At 73.5% G+C, this 23507-nt stretch carries 20 protein-coding genes; 9 read left to right on the top strand and 11 right to left on the bottom strand.

Annotated elements, in window-relative coordinates:
- Positions 1–88: 88 nt before the first annotated feature.
- The 5 genes from AC0QU1_RS01470 to AC0QU1_RS01450 all read right to left on the bottom strand — a co-directional run bounded on the left by AC0QU1_RS01470 (position 89) and on the right by AC0QU1_RS01450 (position 7180).
- On the bottom strand, positions 89–448 hold the full coding sequence (locus tag AC0QU1_RS01470; RefSeq protein ID WP_483573891.1) for a sterol carrier family protein: 360 nt from the start codon (positions 446–448) through the stop codon (positions 89–91).
- A gap of 102 nt (positions 449–550) precedes the next feature.
- The gene (locus AC0QU1_RS01465; RefSeq protein ID WP_483573890.1) at positions 551–2692 is read right to left on the bottom strand and encodes an RNB domain-containing ribonuclease; all 2142 of its coding nucleotides are present in this window, start codon (positions 2690–2692) and stop codon (positions 551–553) included.
- Between the two features lie 48 nt (positions 2693–2740).
- Positions 2741–3703, bottom strand: a complete 963-nt coding sequence (locus AC0QU1_RS01460; RefSeq protein WP_483573889.1) for an endonuclease/exonuclease/phosphatase family protein — start codon at positions 3701–3703, stop codon at positions 2741–2743.
- A gap of 120 nt (positions 3704–3823) precedes the next feature.
- Positions 3824–6148, bottom strand: a complete 2325-nt coding sequence (gene purL, locus AC0QU1_RS01455) for a phosphoribosylformylglycinamidine synthase subunit PurL (RefSeq protein ID WP_483573888.1) — start codon at positions 6146–6148, stop codon at positions 3824–3826.
- A 156-nt stretch (positions 6149–6304) separates the two neighbouring features.
- Positions 6305–7180, bottom strand: coding sequence for a glycoside hydrolase family 16 protein (locus tag AC0QU1_RS01450; protein ID WP_483573887.1), 876 nt, complete (start codon positions 7178–7180; stop codon positions 6305–6307).
- Between the two features lie 221 nt (positions 7181–7401).
- Between AC0QU1_RS01450 and AC0QU1_RS01445 the strand changes: the two genes are divergently transcribed.
- Complete coding sequence (locus tag AC0QU1_RS01445) at positions 7402–8322, top strand: EamA family transporter (protein WP_483573886.1); 921 nt, start codon at positions 7402–7404, stop codon at positions 8320–8322.
- A gap of 66 nt (positions 8323–8388) precedes the next feature.
- On the opposite strand, the gene AC0QU1_RS01440 is transcribed toward AC0QU1_RS01445, so the two are convergent.
- Together AC0QU1_RS01440 and AC0QU1_RS01435 are read right to left on the bottom strand one after the other, a co-directional pair.
- A complete protein-coding gene (locus tag AC0QU1_RS01440; RefSeq protein ID WP_483573885.1) occupies positions 8389–9126 on the bottom strand; it encodes a phosphotransferase family protein in 738 nt (245 codons plus the stop codon).
- 7 nt (positions 9127–9133) lie between these two features.
- A complete protein-coding gene (locus tag AC0QU1_RS01435) occupies positions 9134–9715 on the bottom strand; it encodes a hypothetical protein (RefSeq protein ID WP_483573884.1) in 582 nt (193 codons plus the stop codon).
- A gap of 236 nt (positions 9716–9951) precedes the next feature.
- Between AC0QU1_RS01435 and AC0QU1_RS01430 the strand changes: the two genes are divergently transcribed.
- The 3 genes from AC0QU1_RS01430 (at position 9952) to AC0QU1_RS01420 (ending at position 12973) form a co-directional block, all read left to right on the top strand.
- Positions 9952–11061, top strand: coding sequence for a sensor histidine kinase (locus AC0QU1_RS01430; RefSeq protein WP_483573883.1), 1110 nt, complete (start codon positions 9952–9954; stop codon positions 11059–11061).
- Positions 11058–11708 (top strand): response regulator transcription factor, encoded by a 651-nt coding sequence (locus AC0QU1_RS01425; RefSeq protein ID WP_483573882.1) that lies wholly within the window; start codon positions 11058–11060, stop codon positions 11706–11708. The genes AC0QU1_RS01430 and AC0QU1_RS01425 overlap by 4 nt, the downstream gene beginning before the upstream one ends.
- Before the next feature lie 89 nt (positions 11709–11797).
- The gene (locus tag AC0QU1_RS01420) at positions 11798–12973 is read left to right on the top strand and encodes a T6SS immunity protein Tdi1 domain-containing protein (RefSeq protein ID WP_483573881.1); all 1176 of its coding nucleotides are present in this window, start codon (positions 11798–11800) and stop codon (positions 12971–12973) included.
- On the opposite strand, the gene AC0QU1_RS01415 is transcribed toward AC0QU1_RS01420, so the two are convergent.
- The gene (locus AC0QU1_RS01415; protein ID WP_483573880.1) at positions 12939–13589 is read right to left on the bottom strand and encodes a hypothetical protein; all 651 of its coding nucleotides are present in this window, start codon (positions 13587–13589) and stop codon (positions 12939–12941) included. The genes AC0QU1_RS01420 and AC0QU1_RS01415 overlap by 35 nt on opposite strands.
- Before the next feature lie 84 nt (positions 13590–13673).
- Between AC0QU1_RS01415 and AC0QU1_RS01410 the strand changes: the two genes are divergently transcribed.
- Together AC0QU1_RS01410 and AC0QU1_RS01405 are read left to right on the top strand one after the other, a co-directional pair.
- Complete coding sequence (locus AC0QU1_RS01410; protein WP_483573879.1) at positions 13674–14555, top strand: DUF2599 domain-containing protein; 882 nt, start codon at positions 13674–13676, stop codon at positions 14553–14555.
- A gap of 309 nt (positions 14556–14864) precedes the next feature.
- Complete coding sequence (locus tag AC0QU1_RS01405) at positions 14865–15170, top strand: hypothetical protein (protein ID WP_483573878.1); 306 nt, start codon at positions 14865–14867, stop codon at positions 15168–15170.
- Positions 15171–15183: 13 nt separating this feature from the next.
- Here AC0QU1_RS01405 and AC0QU1_RS01400 read toward each other — a convergent pair whose 3' ends face one another.
- The gene (locus AC0QU1_RS01400; RefSeq protein ID WP_483573877.1) at positions 15184–17298 is read right to left on the bottom strand and encodes an acyl-CoA dehydrogenase family protein; all 2115 of its coding nucleotides are present in this window, start codon (positions 17296–17298) and stop codon (positions 15184–15186) included.
- Positions 17299–17359: 61 nt separating this feature from the next.
- On the bottom strand, positions 17360–18094 hold the full coding sequence (locus AC0QU1_RS01395; RefSeq protein ID WP_483573876.1) for a TetR/AcrR family transcriptional regulator: 735 nt from the start codon (positions 18092–18094) through the stop codon (positions 17360–17362).
- Positions 18095–18259: 165 nt separating this feature from the next.
- Here AC0QU1_RS01395 and AC0QU1_RS01390 point away from each other — a divergent pair, with 165 nt between their 5' ends.
- The 3 genes from AC0QU1_RS01390 (at position 18260) to AC0QU1_RS01380 (ending at position 22232) form a co-directional block, all read left to right on the top strand.
- Complete coding sequence (locus AC0QU1_RS01390; protein WP_483573875.1) at positions 18260–19582, top strand: acetyl-CoA C-acetyltransferase; 1323 nt, start codon at positions 18260–18262, stop codon at positions 19580–19582.
- A 35-nt stretch (positions 19583–19617) separates the two neighbouring features.
- A complete protein-coding gene (locus AC0QU1_RS01385) occupies positions 19618–20961 on the top strand; it encodes a 3-oxoacyl-ACP reductase (protein ID WP_483573874.1) in 1344 nt (447 codons plus the stop codon).
- A gap of 128 nt (positions 20962–21089) precedes the next feature.
- Entirely contained in the window at positions 21090–22232 is a 1143-nt protein-coding gene (locus AC0QU1_RS01380; protein ID WP_483573873.1) for a MaoC/PaaZ C-terminal domain-containing protein, read from the top strand.
- Positions 22233–22549: 317 nt separating this feature from the next.
- Here the strand turns inward: AC0QU1_RS01380 and AC0QU1_RS01375 are convergent, their stop codons facing one another.
- Complete coding sequence (locus tag AC0QU1_RS01375) at positions 22550–23410, bottom strand: alpha/beta hydrolase family protein (RefSeq protein WP_483573872.1); 861 nt, start codon at positions 23408–23410, stop codon at positions 22550–22552.
- Positions 23411–23507 lie beyond the last annotated feature (97 nt).

Here is a 23507-nt window from a genome sequence, read left to right as displayed (position 1 = left end):
GATCGTTGTGCTCGCCGCGGCTCGTCGAGGAGCGCGCGGGCCGAGACTAGCGCGAGCCACCGACAGGGCGCCCGCAAACACGCCCGCGCTACTGACCCAACGGCAGCAGGTGGGAGATGTCGGAGCGGTCGCCCGATGCGTGCACCCGCCCGTCCCCGACGGCGTCCGCCCAGGTGACGGTGCCGGTGGCCAGGCCGAGCCAGGTCTCCGGGTCGGTCTCGACCACGTTCGGCGGCGTGCCGCGCGTGTGCCGCGGCCCGGCGACCGCCTGCACCGCGCCGGCGGGCGGCACCCGCACCTCCACGGAGTTGCCCGGTGCCAGGTCGGCCAGCTCCTCCAGGGTGAAGCGCACCGCCGTCGTCACCTCCCGGCGCTCGGCCTCGCCGCGCGCCCACGCGGCGACGGCCGCGCGTCCGGCCGCCGGATCCGTCCGGCGCCGCGGGGGCACTAGCGCACCGCCGGGAGGTCGCAGGGCACGGCGACGGCGCGCGCCCTCCGGGCGGCGCCGGGAACGAGCGGGGCGGCGCCGGGAACAGCATCGGTCATGGGGTCAGTATCGCGGACCGCCGTGCCGGTACCGGTACTCGTCCGCCGTGGTGCCCTCGACCGCGAACAGGTCCGCCGCCACGACCATGGGCAGCTCGAGCGACGACACGGGCGGGTAGTCGGCCACCTGCGCGAGGCCCGGGGCTCCGGCGTGGGTCGCCGGCTCCGGCCGCTCCGTCGGCCCGGTGGTCGGCGCATGCCGGGGCCAGGGCTCCGAAAGCGGCATCTCGTCCCTGACCTGGGGACGCACGGGCCGGCTCACCGGCGGGTGGCTCACACCGCGTCCGTGCCGCGGCAGCACGGATGCCGCCGGGCCGACGCCGCGCGGCGGCTGCGAGGAAAGCTCGGGGCGAGGTTGCGGGGCGGGCCGGGGAGTCGGCTGGGGCCGCGGGGTCGGGCTCGGCTCCGGCCGTGGGGTCGCCTGCGCGGTCGGCTCGGGCCGTGGCGTCGGCTCGGGCCGCGACGTCGGCTCCGGCCGCAGGTTCCGCGCGGCGGCCCGGCGACCTCCACCCGCCGACGGCCGCACCGCCTCCGACGAACCCAGCACCTCCGGCGAACGCAGCGTCTCCGGCGAGCGCGGATCGGCATGACCGGCAGCGCCCGCCGTCCCCGCCGTCGACCCGAGGACCCCCGTCACCGCCCCGAGAGCAGACCGGCCGGCCCCCGGGTCCACGGAGACCGAGCCCAGCGTGAACGTGACGCGCCGCTCCGACACGTCGGCCTCGGTGAGCGTGACCCGCACGTCGGAGCCCAGGGGCAGCCGCTGCCCCACCACCCGCGCCCGCACGGCCGGGTCGCGCAGCACGACCTGCCCTCGCTGCGGCTCCTTGGCGGGGTCGTCGACGTCGACCACCACGCCGTCGAACTCGTCGCCCAGCCGGCCGGCGAGCAGCGACGCCTCGACGATGTCTATGCACTCGCGCTCGAACGACGACGCGCGGCGGCCGGTCTCCGCCATGACGGCGGGCAGAGTGGGCAGGGCCGCCAGCACCCACGCGGGCACCGCCGTCCCGGCGGAGACCGCGAGGCAGATCTCGGTCGCGTAGCGGTCCACCAGGCGGCGCAGCGGCGCCGTGACGTGCGCGTAGTCCGCGGCGATCGCGGCGTGCCGGGTGTTCTCGGGAGGCGGCACGACGGCGCCGTCGGGCCCGCGCATGCCGAACGCGACGTACCCGGCGCCGCGGAAGAGCGTCGTGGCCTCGTTGAGGAACGCGGCGTGCTCAGGGATGCGCGACTCGAGGGTGGGGACGAGGCGCGCGTAGGGGACGTCGTCCGGCCACTCGATGCGCAGCGCCGCGGCGGTGCGGCGCAGGCGGGCCAGGTCGCGCGGGTCGGCCTCCGGGAGGATGCGCAGGACGCCGATGCCCGCCTGCCGCATGAGGTGGGCGGCCGCGATGCCGGTGAGCAGCGAGATCTGGGCGTTCCACTCCTCCACCGGCAGGTTGCGGCGGAACGACAGCGCGAACGTGCCGTCGTCGCGGCGCTCGATCTCCTGCTCCGGCACCTCCAGCGACACCCCGCCCCGCGCGGCCTCCAGCGACTGGCGCAGCCGCCCGACGTCGGCCAGGAGCTGCAGCGACTCGCTCGCCGTACCGGCGTCGAGGCTGGACTGCACCTCCGCGTAGGTGAGCCGCTCCCGGCTGCGCACGAGCGCGCGCTCCAGCGAGGCGCCGGTAATGATGCCGCGCGCGTCCAGCGTGATCGTCCACAGGACCGCCGGGCGGTCGCCGTCGGGCAGCAGGCTCGCCGCGCCCTCGGACAGGACCTTCGGGTGCAGCGGGGTGGGCGCGTCGGGCCCGTAGACGGTCATGCCGCGCCGGTGCACCTCCGCGTCGAGGGCTCCGCCGGGTACCACGAACGCGCCGAGGTCCGCGATGGCGTAGTGCACCACGTACCCCTCGCCCGACTGTTCCACGTGCACCGCCTGGTCCAGGTCCATGGAGCCGGGCGGGTCGATGGTGACGAACTCGACCTCGCGCCGGTCGGCGCGGCCGGCGGTGAAGTCCCGTCCGACGGCGGCCCGCGCCTCCTCGAGCACGTCCTGCGCGAACATCGCGGGCAGGCCGACCTCGGCGCGGAGCGCCGCGAGAGCATCGCTGACGGACTCGGGGGCAGCGGGCGCGAGGCGCATCTGACGGGTCGGCACAACTGCGAACATAGGCCGGTTCCGCGCTCCCCGCGCGGTGTCGCTGTGCTATTCGACGACGACGGTGGCCACGAGCGCCCGGTGGTCGGTCCCGGGAACCTCCATGGCGACGACGTCGGAGACCGCCATGTCGTTCTCCACGACCACGTGGTCCAGCGCGAAGAGCGGCGGCACCCTGCTGCCCTCCGGCCAGGTCACGGTCGGTCCGGCGCCCCACTCGCGGGTGGCGTCGGAGAAGCGCCAGCCGAGCAGGTCGCGGAAGGTCGCGTGGTCGTAGGTGGCGTTGAAGTCGCCGGCCAGGATCTGCGGCGTGCTGTCCGACCGGGCCTGCTCGGTGAGCTCGACCAGCTCGGTGCGCCACGTCGTGACCTCGGCCGGCATCGGCGGGTACGGGTGCACGACGGTGACCCGCACGTCGGTGCCGCCCACCGCGACCAGGGCCGACGGCATGGCGAAGCTGGTGCCCCTGAGCTGCTCCTCGTCCGTGAGCGGCGTGGCCGACCAGAGCCCGCTGCCGGCGGGGCTGTCCGGGGCGGGGACGGTGAAGCTGTGCCCCAGCAGGTCGCCCAGGCCGGCGTCGGCGAGGGCCTCCTCGAAGTCGGGGGTCAGCTCCTGGACCGAGAGCACCTCGACGTGCTGCGACTCCACGAGGTCGACCACGGTCTCGGCGTCGGCCTGCCCGTACCGGGCGTTGATCGTCATGACCCGCAGCGTGCCGGCGTCGGCCGGATCCGCCGTCGCGGACGTCTGCGGCGGCAGGAAGAAGGGCAGCGTCCAGTACACGAAGCCCGCGAGCGAGGCCGCCAGCAGCACGGTCAGCACCCAGCGCCGCGAGAACAGCGTGACGATCAGCAGCGGCAGCGTCGCCAGCGCCGCCCAGGGCGTGAACGCCACGAGCTGGGGCAGGGGGACCACGTTGTCGAACGGGAGCACCCTGGCGAACGCCACGAGGAGCAGCGGGATCGCGATGATCCAGAGCACGACGGAGATGAGGCCATGGACAAATCGCACCCCCGGACCCTACCGGGTGCGGGGTGACGGAGGCTGCGGCCCGCGAGGATCACCAGAGCACCCGCCCGGATTTCACCCGCCGCTCGACGGCGCGGGGACCAAGCGAGCGCCCTGCCTGCGTCAGCCGAAGATCCTCGGGAGCGTCCCCTCGAACGCCTCGCGCGCCTCGTCCAGCGGAAGCTCGAACTGGCCCTCGACCACCACGGCGTCGCCGCCCGTGGTGCCGAGGCGCAGCACCGGCACGCCGGCGTCCTCGGCCAGGTGGGTCAGCTCGCCCTCGTGCTCGGGGTCGACGGCGACCACCACGCGGCCGGTCGTCTCCGAGAACAGCGCGACGAACGGGTCCACCTTGTCGCGGCCGGTCACACCCTCCAGCGCCACCGACGCGCCGACCCCGAACCGCAGCGACGCCTCGAGCAGCGTCTGGATCAGCCCGCCCTCGGACAGGTCGTGCGCGGCGGCGACGAGGCCGGCCTTCCGCGCCTCGACGAGGGCCGAGGCCAGCGCCTTCTCCGCGGCCAGGTCCACCCGCGGCGGCACGCCACCCAGGTGCGAGTGCACGACATCGGCCCAGGCCGAGCCGTCGAGCTCGTCCCGCGTGGTGCCGAGCAGGAGGAGCGACAGGCCCTCGGTCTGCCAGCCGGACGCGAGGGCCGTGCTCACGTCGTCGAGCACGCCGAGCACGCCGACCACCGGGGTGGGGTGGATCGACGAGTCGATCTGGCCGGGCTCGCCCGTGCCGTTGTAGAGGGAGACGTTGCCGCCGGTCACCGGGACGCCGAGCTCCTGGCACGCGTCGGCGAGGCCCTCGATCGCCTCGACGAGCTGCCACATCGAGTCCGGGTGCTCGGGCGAGCCGAAGTTCAGGCAGTCCGTCACGGCCAGCGGCGTGGCGCCCGTGGTGGCCACGTTGCGGTAGGCCTCCGCGAGCGCGAGCGCGGCACCCGCGCGCGGGTCGAGCTTGCCGTAGCGGCCGTTGGCGTCGGTCGCGAGCGCGACGCCGAGGCCCGTGGTCTCGTCGACGCGGACGACGCCGCCGTCGTCGGGCTGGGCGAGGGCCGTGTTGCCCTGGACGAAGCGGTCGTACTGGTCGGTGACCCACGCCTTGGACGCGAGGTTCGGCGAGGCCAGCAGGGTGAGCGCGGTCTCGCGCAGCTCGTCGCCGGTCTCCGGGCGGGCGAGGCCCGCTGCCGCCGTCGTGTCGGCCTGCAGCCCGTCCTGCCAGGCCGGACGCGCATAGGGCCGCTCGTAGACGGGTCCCTCGTGCGCGACGGTCTTCGGGTCGACGTCGACGATCCGCTGGCCGTGGTGGTCGATCGTGAGGCGGCCGGAGTCGTTGACCTCGCCGATGACGGCGGTCTCGACCTCCCACTTGCGCGTGATCGCGAGGAACGCGTCGAGCTGGTCGGGGCGGACCACGGCCATCATGCGCTCCTGCGACTCCGACATGAGGATCTCGCCGGCGTTGAGCGTGGGGTCGCGCAGCAGGACGTCGTCGAGGTCCACGTGCATGCCGCCGTCGCCGTTGGAGGCGAGCTCGGAGGTGGCGCAGGAGATGCCCGCGGCGCCGAGGTCCTGGATGCCCTCCACGACCTTGGCCGAGAACAGCTCGAGGCAGCACTCGATGAGCACCTTCTCCATGAAGGGGTCGCCTACCTGGACCGACGGCCGCTTGGCGGGCACGCCGTCCTCGAACGTCTCCGACGCGAGGATGGAGGCGCCGCCGATGCCGTCGCCGCCCGTGCGGGCGCCGAACAGGACCACCTTGTTGCCGAGGCCCGAGGCGTTGGCAAGGTGGATGTCCTCGTGCCGCAGCACCCCGAGGCAGAGCGCGTTGACGAGAGGGTTGCCCTGGTAGGAGCCGTCGAAGACGAGCTCGCCGCCGATGTTCGGCAGGCCGAGGGAGTTGCCGTAGCCGCCCACGCCGGAGACCACGCCGTGCACGACGCGCGCGGTGTCGGGGTGCTTCACGTCGCCGAACCGGAGCTGGTCCATGACCGCGACGGGGCGCGCACCCATCGAGATGATGTCGCGGACGATGCCGCCCACACCGGTCGCGGCACCCTGGTAGGGCTCGACGAACGACGGGTGGTTGTGCGACTCGACCTTGAAGGTGACGGCCCAGCCGTCGCCGATGTCGACGACGCCGGCGTTCTCACCGATGCCGACGAGGAGGTGTTCCTTCATCTCGTCGGTGACCTTCTCGCCGAACTTGCTCAGGTGCACCTTCGACGACTTGTACGAGCAGTGCTCGCTCCACATCACGGAGTACATCGCGAGCTCGGCCGCGGTGGGGCGGCGGCCCAGGATGTCCTTGATGCGCTGGTACTCGTCCTCCTTGAGGCCGAGCTCTCCGTACGGCTGCACCTCGTCGGGGGTGGCGGCCGCCACGTCGACGGTGTCGAGCTGCGGGCGGGAAGGTGCCTGGGACGCGGGCGCGGTCATGTAGTTCCTCGCGGGCGGGGTGGGTTTCTGGGCGCCGGAGCGCCCAGCCAGTCTACGACGCGTCGCGCGGAGGGGCGGTCCCCGGGGCTCTCGCCACATGTCAGACGCTCAGGTCGCCCCCGTGACCTGAGCGTCTGACACGTGGCGGGCGCCGGGTCAGAGCTGGGAGTCGTAGACGCGCACGTAGTCGACGACCATCCGCTGCGGGAACTGCGTGGTCCCGTCGGGGTAGCCCGGCCAGTTGCCGCCCACCGCCACGTTCAGCAGGAAGAAGAACGGCTGGTCGAAGACCCACTGGTTGCCGCCGACGTCGGCCGTGGTGCGGGTCTGGTACACGGTCCCGTCCACCGACCAGGTGATCCGGCCGGGCTGCCAGTCGATGGCGAAGGTGTGGAAGGTGTCGGCGAACGACCAGCCCTGCGGGTGCGTGTAGGCGGCGCCGATCCCGTTGCCGCCGGAGTAGCCGGGGCCGTGCAGGGTGCCGTGCACCATGTGGGGCTCGAAGCCGACGTTCTCCATGATGTCGATCTCACCGGAGTTGGGCCACGGGACACCGTTGTCGATCTGGCTCCCGAGCATCCAGAACGCCGGCCAGATGCCCTGGCCGCGCGGGATCTGGATCCGGGCCTCGAGGCGGCCGTACCGCGGCTCGACCTTGTTGGCGGTAGTCAGCCGGGCCGAGGTGTAGCCGCCGTTGCCGTCCTGCCGGGCGGTGATGACGAGGTTGCCGTTGCCGTCCAGCGCCGAGTTGTCCCGGGAGTTGGTGTAGACCTGCAGCTCGTTGTTGCCCCAGCCGCCGCCACCCGTCTCCTGGTTCCAGTTGGCCGGGTTGGGGGCGCTGCCGGCCGGGCCGTCGAACTCGTCCGACCAGGTCAGGGCGCCGACGGCGGCGGGAGCGGCGGCCGGCGCCGAGCCGGCTTCCGGCGCCTGGGGCGCTGCGGCGGAGGCGACGAGCGAGGCGGACAGGACGAGCGTCGCGGCGGCGGCCGCCGTGACGGTGGTACGGATCGTGCGGTGTCTGGTGCTACGCATCGGACGCTCCTTCGCGAACAGGTCGCCCGCCGCACGGGTAGGCGCGCCGGGCGTGCGGTCGATCGCACTGGCAGGGACGACGCGACGCTACTTTTCACCCGCTCGGTGGAACAAGATGGTGAAAACCCGTAGTCGTGACGGGTCCACCGTTCAGCCTCGCTGAACAGTCAGCCAGTGATACGCGATGGACTGACCGGGTAGGCGCGCCTGACCATGACCGCATGCCCCTGCGCCACTCGCTCCTCGCCGTGCTCGTCATGATCATCTGGGGCACCAACTTCCTCGCGATCGACATCGGCGTCGACGACGTGCCGCCCGTGCTGTTCGTCGCCATCCGGTTCGTCGTGGTGCTGATCCCGGCCATCTTCCTGGTCCCGCGCCCGGCGGCGGCGCTGAAGGACGTGCTGGTGGTGGGCGTCTTCCTCAGCCTCGGCCAGTTCGGGCTCATGTACACGGCGATCTGGCTCGACATGCCGCCGGGCCTCGCCTCGCTCGTGCTCCAGGCGCAGGTGGTGTTCACGGTCCTGTTCGCGAGCGTCGCCCTCCGCGAGCGCCCGACGACGCCGCAGCTCGTCGGCGTGCTGCTCGGCGCGGTCGGCCTGGTGGTCGTGGGCCTCGGCCGGTCGGCGGCGACGCCGGGCATCGCGTTCCTACTGACCCTCGCGGCCGCGGCGTCGTGGGCGACCGGCAACGTGATCGTGCGGCGGCTCGGGTCCGTGACCCACACGACGGGAACCCGGCCGGGTCCGCTGGCCGGCCTGTCGATGACCGTGTGGTCGGCCCTGGTGGTGCCGGTGCCGATGTTCGCGCTGGCCCTCGTGCTGGACGGTCCGGCGGCCGTCGGATACTCGCTCACGCACCCCACCTGGGCGGCCGTGCTGTCCACCCTCTTCACCGCCTGGCTCGCGAGCCTGGTGGGCTACGGCATCTGGAACACGCTGCTGGCCCGCTACCGGGCGAGCGCCGTGGTGCCGTTCACGATGCTGGTGCCCGTGGTCGGCATGACCGCCGCCTGGCTCGTGCAGGGCGAGGTGCCGAACCTGGCCGAGGCCGGCGGAGGGCTGCTGCTGCTCCTGGGGGTGGCGATCACGTCGGGGCTGCTGCGGTGGCCGGGCCGGCCGCGCTTCAGCACGGGCGCGTAGCACGCTCCGCTACAGCCCGGGCCGGGCACGTAGCAGCCTCCGCCACGGCCCTGTCGCGCAGCAGCCTCACATCCGCGCCATCAACACGTCGATCTCGGCCCCCGGCATCGCCGGGTCGAACCCGTGCTCGATCAGCCAGCGGATCGCCCCCAGGCTGCGCAGCGACCACCACCCGCGGATCACGTCCAGGTCGACGTCGGTGCCGTAGCCCGCGAGCAGGTCGTCCAGCCGCTCCTCGTGCCCGAGCGTCAGGATCGCGAGGTCGAACAGCGCGTCGCCAGGACCGGCCTCCGACCAGTCGATTACGCCCGTGACCTCGTCGCCGTCGACGAACACGTGGGTGAGCTGCAGGTCGCCGTGCGCGAAGACCGGGGTCCACGGCCGGAGCGCGGCCTCAGCGACCTCGCGGTTGCGCGTGACCAGCTCGGCGGGCAGGACGCCGCTGGCGACGAGCCACTCGCACTCGGCGTCGAGGTGCGTGACGATCTCGTCGAGGCCCTTGCCGGGCCAGGGCGGCAGCGGGGCGTCGTGCAGCGTCCGGATCGCGGCGCCGGCGGCGGCCCACGCCGCCGCCGAGGCGGGCGACGGCTCGCCGAGGCGGCCGAGCGCCGCCCCCCGGACGGCGGCGAGCGCGAGCGCCGGCGGCTTGCGCCACAGGATCTCCGGCGTCGGGATCGGCGCCCTGGCCATCGCCTCGACCTCGACGTCGGTGCGCGTCTGGTCGCCGTCGATCTTCAGGAACACGTCGCCGACGCGCAGCGTCGCGCAGGCCTGATGGGCGACGACGACCTCCACCTCTGCCATGCGGACATCATCGCGAGACGGCCATCGGCGTCGCACGGCTTTTCTCCCGCGCCACGGCCTTCTCCCGCGGGGCCGGCCGCGCGGACCCCCGGCGCACCCGCCCCCACGGCTTGTACACGGACAGCACCATCGCCACGGTCAGCGCGGTCAGCGACACCGTCGGCGGGTACACCAGCGACGAGAGGTCCGTGAGCGGCACCCGGCCGGCCTCGACCGCGAGCCCGGCCGCGCCGACGTCGGGCATACCCGGCCGCAGCACCAGCAGGATCAGCGTGCACAGCACCAGGTTCATGACGAGCTTGACCGCCACCCACCAGTAGCGCACCAGCCCCCACTTCGTCGCGAGCCCGAGCAGCAGGCCGGAGCCGAGGCAGACCAGCGCCGACGTCAGCATGGGGGTCACCACGTACTCGGCGAGCGCGCGCAGGGCCAGCCCGCGGGCGGCGTCCGAACCGCCCGAGAGGCCCACCCCGACGAGCACCGCGACCAGCACGTCGACGCCGACCCACGCGCCCGCCGACACGATGTGCAGGGTCAGCACCGCCTTCCGCACGCGCGGCGGCAGGTGCACCGTTCCCCTGGAGCTCATGGTCCCGTCCCTCCTCGGGCACCCGGCGGCGCCCACCGCGTCCCAGCGTCCCTGCCTGGCGCAGGTGGGGAATCGGCCGCGGGGCGGCACCCGCGCTGCGCCGTCCGACGTCGGCGCGCGCCGGGCAGCTACGTCCCCTGACGTAACCGCGGCTACGGCGGGCAGGGGGTGACGCGCCGTCCGACGTCGGACACAGTGGGGGCTGTCGAGGCACAGTGGGGCTGGAGGTGAGGAACATGGGCAAGCCGCGTCTGGTCGACGTCGGCGTGACCGCGGTGCTCACGGCGCTGGTGCTGGTCTCGCTGCCGTTCCTGGACGGGTCGTCCACGGTGGACCGCCCGGTCGACGCCCTGGGCTACGCGCTGGCGCTCACCGCGGCGGTGGGCACCCTGTTCCGCACCCGCCGGCCCGTGCTCACGCTGGGCGTCGTGGTCGGCGCGACCGTCGGCTACCTGCTGCTCGCCTACCCGTACGGGCCGGTGATGCTGTGCCTCGGGGTGGCGGTCTACTCCCTGGCCCGGCGCCGTCCGCTCCGTCCAGCGCTGCTGTACGCCGCGCCGACGCTGCTGCTGCTCGTGGTGCACGTCTTCACGCATCCGGCCGGGCTGGGCATCCCGGCCGGCCTGGTGCCGGCGGCCGCCTTCGTCGCCGTGCCGTTCAGCATCGGCGTGGCCCGGCGCGTGTGGTACGAGGCGCGGTCGGCGGAGCGTGCGGCGGCGGAGCAGCAGGCCCGCGACGACGAGCGGCTGCAGCTCGCGCACGAGGTGCACGACGTCGTGGGGCACGGCCTGGCCGCCATCCAGATGCAGGCGGACATCGCCCTCCACCTCGGCAGGCCGCAGGACGCCACCGCCGCGCTCGAGGCCATCTCGAAGGCGGCGAACGAGGCCCTGACCGAGCTGCGGACCACGCTCGCGGAGATCCGGCCCGGATCGCGTGCCGGCGGCGGCCCAGAGCGGGCGCCGACGGCCGGGCTCGCCAACCTGGAGGCGCTCGCGCAGCGCGTCCGCTCGGCGGGCGTCTCGGTGGACCTCGTGGTCACCGGCACGCCCCGGCCGCTGCCCGACGCCGTGGACCTCGCCGCCTATCGTGTGCTCCAGGAGTCGCTGACCAACGTGGTCAAGCACGGCGCCGGCGCGGCGGCGCAGGTCGAGGTGGCCTACGAGCCGGACGCCGTCCGGCTCGCGGTCCGCAACCCGCGCACCGCCGACGGCGCGTTCGTCGCGGGCTTCGGCATCACCGGGATGCGGCACCGTGTCGAGTCCCTGGGCGGGCGGCTGGAGGCCGGACCCGTCGAGGAGTCCTTCGAGGTGCGGGCCGCGCTGCCCGCGGAGGTTATCGCATGATCTCGGTGCTGCTCGTGGACGACCAGGACCTCGTCCGGATGGGCCTGCGCGCGCTCATCTCGGGGGAGGACGACATGGCGGTGGCCGGCGAGGCCGCCGACGGCATCGCCGCGGTCGCCGAGGCTCGCCGCGTGCGGCCGCACGTGGTGCTCATGGACATCCGGATGCCCGGCATCGACGGCATCGAGGCGACGCGGCGCATCGCGGAGGACCCGGACCTCACCGGCACGCGCGTGGTACTGCTCACCACGTTCGAGCACGACCAGTACGTCGTCGACGGCCTGCGCGCCGGGGCCAGCGGGTTCCTCCTCAAGAACACGCCGCCGGCCCACCTCGTGGCCGCCGTCCGCACGGTGCACGACGGCGGCGCGCTGCTGGCGCCGTCGGCCACGCGGACGCTGATCCGGGAGTTCACCGCTGCGTCCCCACGCGCCCTGGAGCCGCACCCCCGGATCGGGGATCTCACCGACCGCGAGCGGGAGGTCGTCGGCCTGGTGGCGCAGGGCATGAGCAACCACGAGATAGCGGCAGAGCTGGTACTCAGCCCGGCCACCGCCCGGACCCACGTGTCGCGCGCGATGGTCAAGCTTTCGGCCCGCGACCGCGCCCAGCTCGTGGTGTTCGCCTACCAGTCCGGCCTGGCCTGAGTGCGCGGCGCGCGGGGCCGCGCGCAGGGTGAAACAAAGATGTCACGTGGGGCTTCCCGACGTTTACCCGATAGTGGTTTCATTCGGACATGAAGCTGCTCCGGACTTTCCCGAAGGTTGCCTTCGAGTTCGGGCTTGCCTCGTGGCAGTGGCTGGGGCTTCGTGAGCAGAACCCGCGCTTCGCCACCTGCTTCGGCGACATCTTCCTCGAGTCGCTGGACGGCTGGTGGTTCCTGGACACGGTCGAGGGCACGCTCGAGCTGCGCTGGAACTCCGCCGTCACCATGTACGAGGAGCTGGAGTCGGCCGAGGGCCGGGCCACCTACCTCATGGACGACCTGGTCCGCGACGCCCGGAGCCGCGGCATCCGCCTCAACGAGGAAGACGTCTACACCTTCAACCCGCACCCCGCCCTGGGCGGCGAGCTGGGCGTCAACGGCCTCGGCACCATGCGCTTCGAGCTCGCGCTCAACTGGGTGGGGCAGATGCACGACCGGGTGCTGCACAGCTCGGGCGAGATCCGCCTGCCCCCCATGCCGGACGGCGGCCGCAGGGCGGCTCCCCCGGTCGCCCAGCCCTGGGACCCGGCGTGGTCGGAGGACGAGACCTTCGACGTCCCGTTCGAGCAGTACCTGGCAACGGGCACCTTCGCGGCGGTCGCCGCCCCGCGGCGGAACGACGACGGCTACCCGTCGCCCCGGCGCGAGCCGGACCGGGGCGGCCGGACCCCGTACATCACGCAGAGCCACGGTGCCGAGAGCAGCGGGGCCCAGGACCTCGGGACGCCCGGGCGCGCACGGCCGTGGTCCGGGCAGAACGCGGGCGGCCCCCTCTGGTCGGGGCAGACCGAGTCCGCGCAGCCCTGGCTGGAGCCGCACCGGCCGGCCCAGGCCGCCACCCCGTCCGACGGGCACGAGGCCGCGTACGACTCGTCCTATCCCGCCGCCTCCGGGTCCTACGCCGCGGACCCGGACCAGTACACGACCGGGCAGTACACCACCGACCACTATGCGGCCGAGCAGTACGCGACCGGACAGTACGGTGCCGAGCAGCCCGCGGCCGGCGCGGCCGATCAGCCGGGCGGACCGTACGCCCAGCAGACCTGGGCCCCGTACGGTGCCGGCCAGGACCAGCCGGCCCCGGCCGCACCCACGTGGGACGCTCCCGCGTGGGGCGGACAGGCGGCGCCTGCCGGCGGTCACCAGCAGGCGCCACCCGCCGACGACCCGTTCACCGCGTGGGACGACCTGTGGGGTAAGCGCTGATCCGCTGCCGCCCGCGCCTCGGATGCGCCGGCTGCGGCTCGGCCATCCGCTCCGGCCGGAGCCGACGCTTGCGCTCGTCCCGGGCGACCATGCTCAGCTCTCCGGGCGTGCTGGTCCGCGCGTGCTTGAGCAGGCGGGTCTCCAGCGCCAGCCGGTTCGCCCGGCGCAGCCCGTCGGTGTAGCCGAGGATCGTCTGCGCGTGCGCGTGCGTGATGTGCCCGCCGCGGAGCGCCGCGAGCGTGCGCGGGTGCTCGTGCACCAGCGCCCGGGACTCCTCGATGAGCGCGACGACCGACCCCTCCGGCACCCGCAGCGCCTTCGCCAGCCGCTCGACCAGCTCCGTCGCCAGGCCGGCGGGATCGTCCGCCTCGACGTCCGCGGTCTCGAAGAGCTCGGGCTGGTCGGCCACCCACTCCCGGACCGATTCCATGAGCACGGCACGCGACGCCGCGAGCGATGCGAGAAGCGCGTCGACCGCCACCACGGCGTCGACCGCCTCCGTGAGGTTCGCGAAACCGCTCGCGAACCCCGACTCACGCGGCGCAGCCACACCACGCGAAGACCGGCCCGGCACGTCGGCCGGACCGCGAGCCACCAGGACCTTGTTCGAACGCATGTTCTAACCATAGGGGGTGACACCGACACGCGCCACCCGGCATGGCGACCGGTGCCCGCCACCCGCTACCCGCACAATGGGCGTGTGCCGATCCGATCAGCCCTCGCCCGACCAGCCGCCGCTCAGGCCCTCGCCGCGTGCGCCGCAGCGGCCACCCTCCTCGCCCTGAGCGGCTGCGGCCTGACCGAGCGCGCCGGGGGTTCGGACGGCCCGGGTGAGCCGACGCCCACAGCATCACACTCGCCACTGACATCGCCGGAGCCGCCGGCCGACCCGGCCGCGAACCTGCACACCAGCACGGTCACCGTCGGCGACGTCGTCCTGCGCGTCGGGGCGCAGGAACCCGCCGTCGTGCGCGCGGACGAACGCGGGCCGGGCACCACGACGGTCACCCTGACCCTCGCCCCCGGCGGCTCAGCCCGGCTCGCGCTCGCCTCGCCCGGCGCCCTCGACGTCGACTCCGACGGCAGCATCGCCGTGCTCGACGGCGGCGGCACACCCGTCGCGGCGATCGGCCCGCCCGAGCCGCCGTCGGGCAGCGCGGACGACGCGCCGCGGATCGAGGTGACGGATACGGACGCGACCCACGCGCGGCTGGAGATCGACGACCGGCTCGGCGGGACGGCCCTCGGCGCCGACGACGAGCCGGCCCGCGCCGAGCCGGTGCGGGTCACGCTCGTGGTCGGCACCGACGCGATCGAGGACACCGTCTGGGGAGAGAACGAGGGCGGGCGCTCGCTCGCCGTCGACCCGACGGACTGGGCCAGGTACGCGGGCGAGGCGGGGCTCGAGCTGATCCGCACCCAGCTCGTGGCGGCAGAACCCGAGGCGGGCAGCTCGACCATGGACGACCAGCTCGTGTGCCATGCGGTGGGCGCCCCCGACAAGGGCACCTGGAACCTCGAGCCCTGGCGGCCCGACGTCGGCCTGATCCTCACGGCCACCGCGCACTGCAACCCGGTGTGAGCGCGCCGGCCCGGCGCATGAACGTGCCCGCCCGGCGCGTGAGCGTGCCCGCCCGTACCAGGTCGTGACCCAGTCGTGACCAGGACCGGTGCGGTTCGAGGTGCGGAGCCGCCCCGGTTGGGGTTTGCTGGAACGACGGCGAGGCAGGCTCGCCGACAATCGATGAGCCCCAGCTCAGCCGGACTCCCGGTCCTCGCCCTCGTGCGCTCCCAGACGCCCGAATGGCCTCGGCCGGAGCCCGGCACGTACGGCAGTTCCCCCTGGGGTCAGGCATTTCTCCTCGGAGACACCTTGGCAGGGAGGCTCCTGATGACCCGTGTACTCGTCCTCGGATCGATAGTCGCCGTGGGCTGCGGCGCACTTCTCGGCATCACACTCGCGTACCAGCTCGTACCGCTCATCGTGCTCGCCGTCCTCCTCGGACTGGCGGGCACTTTCTTCGTCGTGCGCGCCACACCGGAACCCGCACCGGCCGTGCGCGCGTCGGTCACCCTCGGCGGGCCGCTCGCGCGACCCGCCGACGACGAGGACGAGGAGTCCGCCACCGAGCCCGTCCCGGCCCCGGTGGAGCAGCTCCCCGTCCCGGTCGTCGCGGCGGTGCCCGACGCCGCCTGACCCGTTCGCGGCGTCAGGCGGTCCTGGCCTGCTGCTTGCGCAGCTCCTTCTCGCTGACCGGCGCCGTGCCGCTCGCCCGCAGCTCGCGGTAGTACGCGCGCGCCTCGTCCTGGCGGACCTTCTCGGAGCCGTCGGCGATCGGGGCACGCAGGTGCTCCTGCGTGAAGCCCCAGCCGTCGACGACATCGAGCACGTGCGGGCGCAGCTCCTTGAGCAGGCGGTCGATCGTCGCCGTCACGGCCTTGGCCCGCCCGGTCGAGAGGCGGCCGTTGGTCAGGTACCAGTCGAGGTGGCGCTCGATGACGGTAAGGCCGTAGATGTCGCGGAGCAGGGTGAGCACCGCGCGGTTGCCCGGGTCGGAGACGGTGCCGATGGCCTTGGTGAACGCGTCCCAGCGGACCAGCTCGGCCCACGCCGCCGCGGACCCGAGCAGGCTCACCTGGTTGTCGTCGAAGATCTCCTGCGCCTTGATCGAGTCGGCCTTGAGCGCCGGGCGCATGCCCAGCGCGGTCGCGGCGACCATGCCCTCGTAGCGACCGGCGATCAGCCCGCGCTGCACGTCGGCGTCCAGCAGGCGGCCCGCCGCGCGCGCACCACCGCCGTCGGCCACCGACTGGCCGAGCCTGCGCAGCGGGAGCTTGTGCAGCACCGCGTCCTTCGCCTGCCCTGCCACGATGCCCGCCATGCCGGCGGGGGACTTGGCGACCTTGGCCAGCCGCTTGCCGTAGTCGCCGACGAGGCGCTTGGCGGCGAGCTGCAGCAGCACGTGGTTGTCACCCTCGAAGGTGGCGTAGACGTCGAGGTCGGCGCGCAGGCCGGTGAACCGGTTCTCGGCGAGGAAGCCCGCGCCACCGCAGGCCTCGCGGCACTCCTGCAGCGTGTCGAGGGCGTACCAGGTGGAGGTCGCCTTGAGCGCTGCCGCCGTCGTCTCCAGGTCCTCGCGCTTGGCAGGGGTGTCCTCGCGGCCCGAGAACACGGCGTCGAACAGCTCCAGCAGCTCCTCGTGCGCAAAGTGCATCGCGTACGCCTCCGCGATCCGCGGGAAGAGCCGACGGCGGTGCGTCGCGTAGTCGAGCAGCGTCAGCTCGTCGGCCCCCGCCGACGGCGAGAACTGGCGGCGCTCCGCTGCGTACTTCGTGGCGATCGCGAGGCCGATCTTGGCCGCGCCGATGGACGCGCCGTCGAGGGACACGCGGCCCTGCACGAGCGCGCCGAGCATGGTGAAGAAGCGCCGGCCGGGGCTGTCGATCGGGGAGGTGTACGTGCCGTCCGCGGCCACCTGGCCGTAGCGGGCGAGCAGGTCGCGCCGCGGCACGCGCACGTTCGTGAAGTGCAGCTTGCCGTTGTCGATGCCGTTGAGGCCGCCCTTCTGGCCGTCGTCCTCACCGCCGACGCCCGGCAGGTACTCCATCGTCTGCGGGTCGCGGATCGGCACGTAGAAGCAGTGCACGCCGTGGTCCACGCCGTTGGTGATGAGCTGTGCGAACACCGTCGCGGCGACGCCGTGCACCGCCGCGTTGCCGAGGTACTGCTTCCACGCCCCGCGGAACGGGGTGTTGATGACGAACTCCTCGGTCTCCGGGTCGTACGTCGCGGTGGTGCCGATCGAGGCGACGTCGGAGCCGTGGCCCGTCTCGGTCATCGCGAACGCGCCGGGGACCGTCAGGTCCATCGCGCCCGGCAGCAGGCGGTCCTGCTGCTCCTCGGTGCCGAGGTGCAGGATCGCCGCACCGAAGAGGCCCCACTGCACGCCCGACTTGATCTGGAGCGACGGGTCGGCGGCGACGAGCTCCTCGAAGCCCACCAGGTTGGCGCCCGCCTGGTCGCGGCCCCCGAGCCGCTCCGGGAAGGCCCGCAGCACCTGGCCGTACGGCACCATCTGCTTCATCTGCGCGAGGGCGATCTCCCGGTGCTCCTCCTTGGTGATCCCCTCCTTCTTCCAGAGCTCTGGGTGCTCCGCCACCATGCGGCGCGCCTCCGCCCGCACCTCGGGCCAGCGGCCGAGCAGGAGCTGCTGCAGCGCTGGGACGTCCACACGGGTGCCCGACGCCGGACGGGTCGCCTCGGGCAGTGGCGCGGCGGCCTGCGGGGCGGCCGCGGTGGAAACGGGCTCTGAGGTGGTCGTCATCGGTTCTCCTCGGTGTTCGGCCGGCGGGCCGGGTGCTGGATGTCGGGAGGTCGGGTCGGAGTCAGGCGGTAGCCGGTGCGGTGCCGGGACGGTTGTGGTGCAGCACGCCGACGGGTCCGGTCCAGAGCCAGAGCGTCACGCGCTCGGTCAGCACCTCGCGGGTCAGCGGGTCGGTCCCGACGTTGCGGTGGCCGAGCCACCACTCGCCGGAGCCGCGTACGAAGCCGACGGCGCCCGCGGCCCAGGCCGCTGCATCGGCGTGGGGGACGTCGGTGGCCCGCGCGAACGGCTCGGCGACGAGCTCGATCACCGAGTCGAGGTAGGCACCGAGCGGGTGCAGGTCCCCCGGGGCGCCCGACGCCGCGTCGTCGGCAGCGGGCGCTGCCGGACGACGACCGCGGCGGCCGTTCTCCGCGGGTGCCGGCTCGTTGCCGCCGATCGAGGTGCGGGTGACGAACCAGTAGACGTTGGGCGAGCTCTCGATCATCTCGAGGTAGACCCGTACCATCTCGCGCAGCGCCATCTCCGGGCTGTCCGCGCCCTGCGCGGCGGCGCGCAGGGCGTCGTGCATCTGCATCACCACGGTCTCGGCGACGGCGAGCCGCAGGCCCGCCTTGTCGTCGAAGTACCGGTAGACGATGGACTTGGACGTACCGGCGGCCGCCGCGATCTCGTCCATCGAGACCGCGGGCCCGAGGCGGTGCACGGCCTTGCGCGCCGCCCGGACGAGCTCTGCCCTGCGGGCGGTGCGGTGGTCGTCCCAGCGGGTCGAACGACCGTCGACTCCGATGCTCATCGGCCCGCCTCCCCACCGTCACTCGCTAGAGGTCTTGTGATTCGTCTCACGAGACTGAGAGTATCAGGTACTGTGAGTCCTGGGCACCACCCCGCGCGAACGGGTCGCCGCCCGCACTCGCCCGACCATGCACCGCCCGACGATGAAGTGAGAAGGAACAGCGACGTGTCCACTACCCCGTCCCCCGTACCGTCCACGCGCGAAGCCGTGATCATCGGCGGCAACCGCATCCCGTTCTCCCGTGCCGGCAAGAAGTACGTCCGGACCAGCAACCAGGACATGTTCACCGCTGCCCTCGAGGGCCTGGTCGCCCGCTTCGGCCTGCAGGGCGAGCGCCTGGGTGAGGTCGTCGGCGGCGCCGTGCTCAAGCACAGCAAGAACTTCAACCTGATCCGCGAGAGCGTACTGGGTTCGTCACTTTCACCCACCACCCCCGCCTACGACGTGCAGCAGGCCTGCGCCACCGGCCTCGAGGCCGCCATCGCGGTGACCAACAAGATCAAGCTGGGCCAGATCGAGTCCGCGATCGCCGGCGGCACGGACACCGTGTCCGACGCGCCGATCGTCGTCAGCGACCGGCTGCGCAACGCGCTGCTGGACGCCAACCACGCCAAGACCACCGGCGCGAAGATCAGGGCGCTGCTCCAGATCCGCCCGAAGGACCTGGCCCCGGTCTCCCCGAGCACCGGCGAGCCGCGCACGCACCTCTCGATGGGCGAGCACCAGGCGATCACGACGGCGAAGTGGGGCATCACCCGCGAGGCCCAGGACGAGATCGCGTACAACTCGCACCGCAACCTGGCCCGTGCATGGGAGTCCGGCTTCTTCGACGACCTCGTCACGCCGTACAAAGGGCTGACCCGCGACGACAACCTGCGGGCGGACACGTCGCCCGAGAAGCTCGCCAAGCTCAAGCCGGTGTTCGGCACCTCGCTCGACCACGAGGCCACGATGACCGCGGGCAACTCCACACCGCTGACCGACGGCGCCTCCGCCGTCCTGTTCGCCTCGCGCGAGTGGGCGGAGGACCGCGAGCTGCCGGTCCTGGCGAAGTTCGTGGACGCCGAGACGGCCGCCGTCGACTTCGTGCACGGTCACGAGGGGCTGCTCATGGCCCCGGTGGCCGCCGTCCCGCGCCTGCTGGCCCGCAACAGCCTCACGCTCGACGACTTCGACTTCTTCGAGATCCACGAGGCGTTCGCCTCCACGGTGCTGACCACGCTCGCCGCGTGGGAGAACGAGGAGTACTGCCGCACGGAGCTCGGGCTCGACGGCGCGTTCGGCAAGGTCGACCGCAGCAAGCTCAACGTGAACGGCTCCTCGCTCGCCGCCGGCCACCCGTTCGCGGCGACCGGCGGCCGCATCATCGCGACCGCGGCCAAGCTGGTGGCCGCGAAGGCCGCGGAGACCGGACAGCCCGCGCGGGCGCTGATCTCGGTCTGCGCCGCCGGCGGCCTCGGCGCCACCGCCATCGTCGAGTCCGTCTGAGCCCGCCCGTCCCACCGCAATCGATAGAGGACATCGTGACCGACAGCTATCTCAACCTGGCCAACGGAACGCTCAAGCCCGTCATCAAGAGGCTGGGCCTGCCCCAGCCGGCCATCCTCCGGCGCTACCGGCCGGGCAGCCCGCTCACCGTCGGCCCGGTCCTGGTGGTGTCCGACGACGCCTCGGCCGCCGACGCCGATGCCGTGGCCAAGGCCCTGTCCGGCTGGGACGTCGACGTGCGCCGCAGCCCGGAGACCGCGGAGGGCGAGCGGTTCGGCGCCGTCGTGCTGGTGCTGACCGGCGCGGAGACCCCGGACGCGGTGTCGGCGCCCGTGCTCACCGCCGCGGGCGTCCTGCGCCGGCTGGCTGGGAACGGCCGGGTCGTGACGATCTCGCGCGCCGCGGAGGCCGGAGACGCGCCCGTCCTCGCCGCCACTCGCGGCGGGGTCGAGGGCCTGGTCCGCTCGCTCGGCAAGGAGCTGCGCGGCGGCTCCACCGCCAACGGGATCCAGCTCACGGGCGGTGCCGGGGTGGACTCCCCCTCTGCGGCCGCGACGCTGCGCTTCTTCCTGTCCGCCAAGTCGGCGTACGTGGACGGCCAGCTCCTGCCCGTCGGGCCGTCCGACACGGCCGGGCCGGTGGACTGGGAGCAGCCCCTCGCCGGCAAGGTCGCCGTCGTCACCGGCGCCGCGCGCGGCATCGGCGCGGCGATCGCCCGGACCATGGCCCGCGACGGCGCCAAGGTGGTCGTGATCGACGTACCGCCCGCCGGCGAGTCCCTTGCGGCGGTCGCGAACGAGATCGGCGGCGTGGCGCTCCAGCTCGACATCACCGCCGACGACGCCGCCGACAAGATCTTGGCCGCGGCCAAGCCGCTCGGCGGGCTGGACATCCTCGTGCACAACGCGGGCATCACGCGCGACAAGCTGCTGGCCAACATGACGCCGGACCGGTGGGACCCGGTCATCGCCGTGAACCTCACGGCGCAGCTCCGGATCAACGAGCGGCTGCTCGCGGCCGGCGTCGAGGGCCTGCGCATCGTCTCCCTGGCCTCGACGACCGGCCTGGCCGGCAACCGGGGGCAGACGAACTACGGCTACACGAAGGCCGGCGTGATCGCCAACGCCGCCGCCGGCGCACCGGTGCTCGCGGCCGTCGGCGGGACCACGAACGCCGTGGCTCCCGGCTGGATCGAGACCGAGATGACGGCGAAGGTGCCCGCGCTCACCCGCGCCGTGGCGCGCCGGATGCCGTCGCTCGGCCAGGGCGGGCTGCCCGTCGACATCGCCGAGGCCATCTGCTTCCTCGCGTCCGACCCGGCAGCGGGGATCAACGGGCAGACCCTCCGCGTGTGCGGTCAGCACCTGGTGGGCAAGTGAGCTCGTCGGGAACGGGGCGTCATGGTGGGGCGGCAGCGGAGCGTCGCGGTGGGGCGACGTCGGGAGCGGAGCATCGTGGTGGGGCGACAGCCGCAACGGAGCGTCGTGGTGGCGCGGAGGTGGCAACGGTGAGCGGCGACGAGGTGACGAACGCGCCTGAGGCGGGCACGCCGTCGTCGTACGAGGTGAGCGAGCTGCCTGCGCTGCCGAAGCTGGGCGGGCTGTTCGCGCGGGGCATGGCCGGGTCGGCCGGCAAGCGCCCGAAGGGTGCGGTCCGGCTGCCCGCGGTGACCTACCGCGTGGCCCACGTGGACACGACGGGCGAGGCGGCACACCTGGCGGCGTACCAGCGGCTGCTGGGCGAGCCGCCGTCGGAGGTGCTGCCGGCCGGGTTCCTGCACGTGCTGGCGTTCCCGCTGGCCACGGCCGTGATGGTGCGCGGGGACTTCCCGCTGCCGCTGCCCGGCCTGGTGCACCTGAAGAACGTGGCGCGCGTGCTCCGGCCGGTGCGGCTCGGCGACACGCTCGAGGTGCGGGCCTGGGCCCAGGACGCCCGCGCCCACCGCCGAGGCGTCCAGGTGGACCTGGTTGCAGAGGTCCTGGTGGACGGCGAGCTCGCCTACCGGGGCGTGTCGACGTACCTCGCCAAGGGCTTCAGGGCGGACGACGACGGGGCGCATGACGACGGGACGGCGCCGGGCACGACGGCGCGAGCGGGTGACGTGGCGGGTGCGGACGACGCTGCCGGCGCGGCCGGCGCGGGCGACACCGCGGGTGCTGGCGACGCGCCGCGCGCGGAGTGGACGGCGCCGCTGCCGACGGCGCGTTGGAAGCTCGGCGGCGGGGTCGGACGGGCCTACGGCGCGGTGTCGGGCGACGTGAACCCGATCCACACGTCGAACCTGGGCGCCAGGGCGTTCGGCTTCCCGCGCACCATCGCGCACGGGATGTACACGGCGGCGCGCGCGCTGGCGGAGGTTGGGCCCGCGCGGCGGAGCGAGGCCTACGAGTGGACCGTCGAGTTCTTCAAGCCCGTGCTGCTGCCGGGGACGGTCGACGTGGCGATCCGGTACGCGGCCGATGTGCCGGGGGCCTCGACCGGCTCAGCCGGCGCTGTTGGCTCGGCCGCTGGCGCGCGCTCCGCTGGTGCGAGCTCGGCCAGCGCTACCGACTCGAAGGTCGGAGCGGGCGCGAGGACCGCGTTCGTGTACGACGGCTGGAGGTCCGGAAAGGACACCCGGCACTTCCGGGGCACGATCACGCCTCTGTGAGCTCGGCCGGAAACGTTTGGCTCCCGGGGGTGTGTTGCACCGTGTAGACCCTGTCTACCTGGCGCAACACACCCCCGCGGGGCAACTTGCTCCGCGCCTCCGCATATCCACATACCCACGCTCAGGTAGATGCACCACGGGACGCCCGCATACCCACGCAGCGCCACTGCACTGCTCCCCCGCGGCCTTCGCACGCGCCAGGATGTCCACGAGGCCCGGCCAGGCTCAGCACCCACGCACCCGCAGAGGCCCCGCCCTCCTCGCCGTCGCGGTGCTCGCCATGAGCCAGAACCTGCCCGCGCTTGAACCGCGGTCGGTCAGGCCGGAACCCCGCGGGCGAGCCGGGGGAGCAGCACCTTCTCCCAGAGGACCGCGCGCTTGGGGCGGAAGAAGCCCGAGTGCCCGATGTGGCTCAGGCCGTGGTCGGCGGCGCGCATCTCGACGAGCTCGATGTCCGTGCCCGGGAACTCCCTGCTCCAGTAGCGGATCGAGTCGGGGGTCAGCAGTTCGTCGTCCGCGGTCCAGAGCGCGGTGACCGGCGTCGCGACCTTCGCGAAGCGGTCCCGCAGCTCTGGGTACTCGCTGAACAGGTAGTCCGGGTGCAGGCACCAGCGGCCCCACTGGCGCATGACGCCGCCCGGCAGATCGTCCAGGATCCGGAGCCGTCGGCCCGGGTAGTAGCCGACCAGCGCGATCGCCGCCGGCGCGATGACCCGCCACAGCAGGGGCGACCAGATCCTGATCCGCGGTGCGGCCTTGCCCCGCCAGCCCGTCCCGGACGCCACCATGACGCAGCGGTCCACCCCGACGTCGGACAGGAAGCCGAGGCTCTGGCCGCCGAACGAGTGGCCGATCCAGGTCAGCGGAGCGCCGGATGCGGCGGCTCGGGCGCCGGCGTGGACGGCGGCGGCCTCGGCGTCGTGGTACCAGTCGAGGGCGGTCGCCGTGGAGGTCCGTAACGGGCCGTAGAGCTCCGGCTCCGAGCCGCGGTACGAGAACGTGAGCACCGCGAAGCCCCGCTCCGCCAGCCAGGCCGCCAGGTGCCGGTAGAACCGCATCGGCATGGCCATGGCGGGTGCGATCGCCACGACGCCGGCCGGTGCGCCGTCCGGCAGGAACCAGCGGCCGGCGACGGGCTGGCCGCCGTCGGCGGAGAAACGCACGTCCTCTGTGGTCACGTGCCGGAGGCTACCAACCGGACCACGCGGCCGGCGTCGGCCGTGGTGCCACGGCGTATCCTCGCCACGGCGCGGTGAATTCATCCGGCGGGAGGAT

Source organism: Promicromonospora noduliphila (assembly GCF_056951025.1).
Note: the sequence above shows the minus strand (reverse complement) of the source record. Positions and strands in the feature narration are given on the sequence as shown.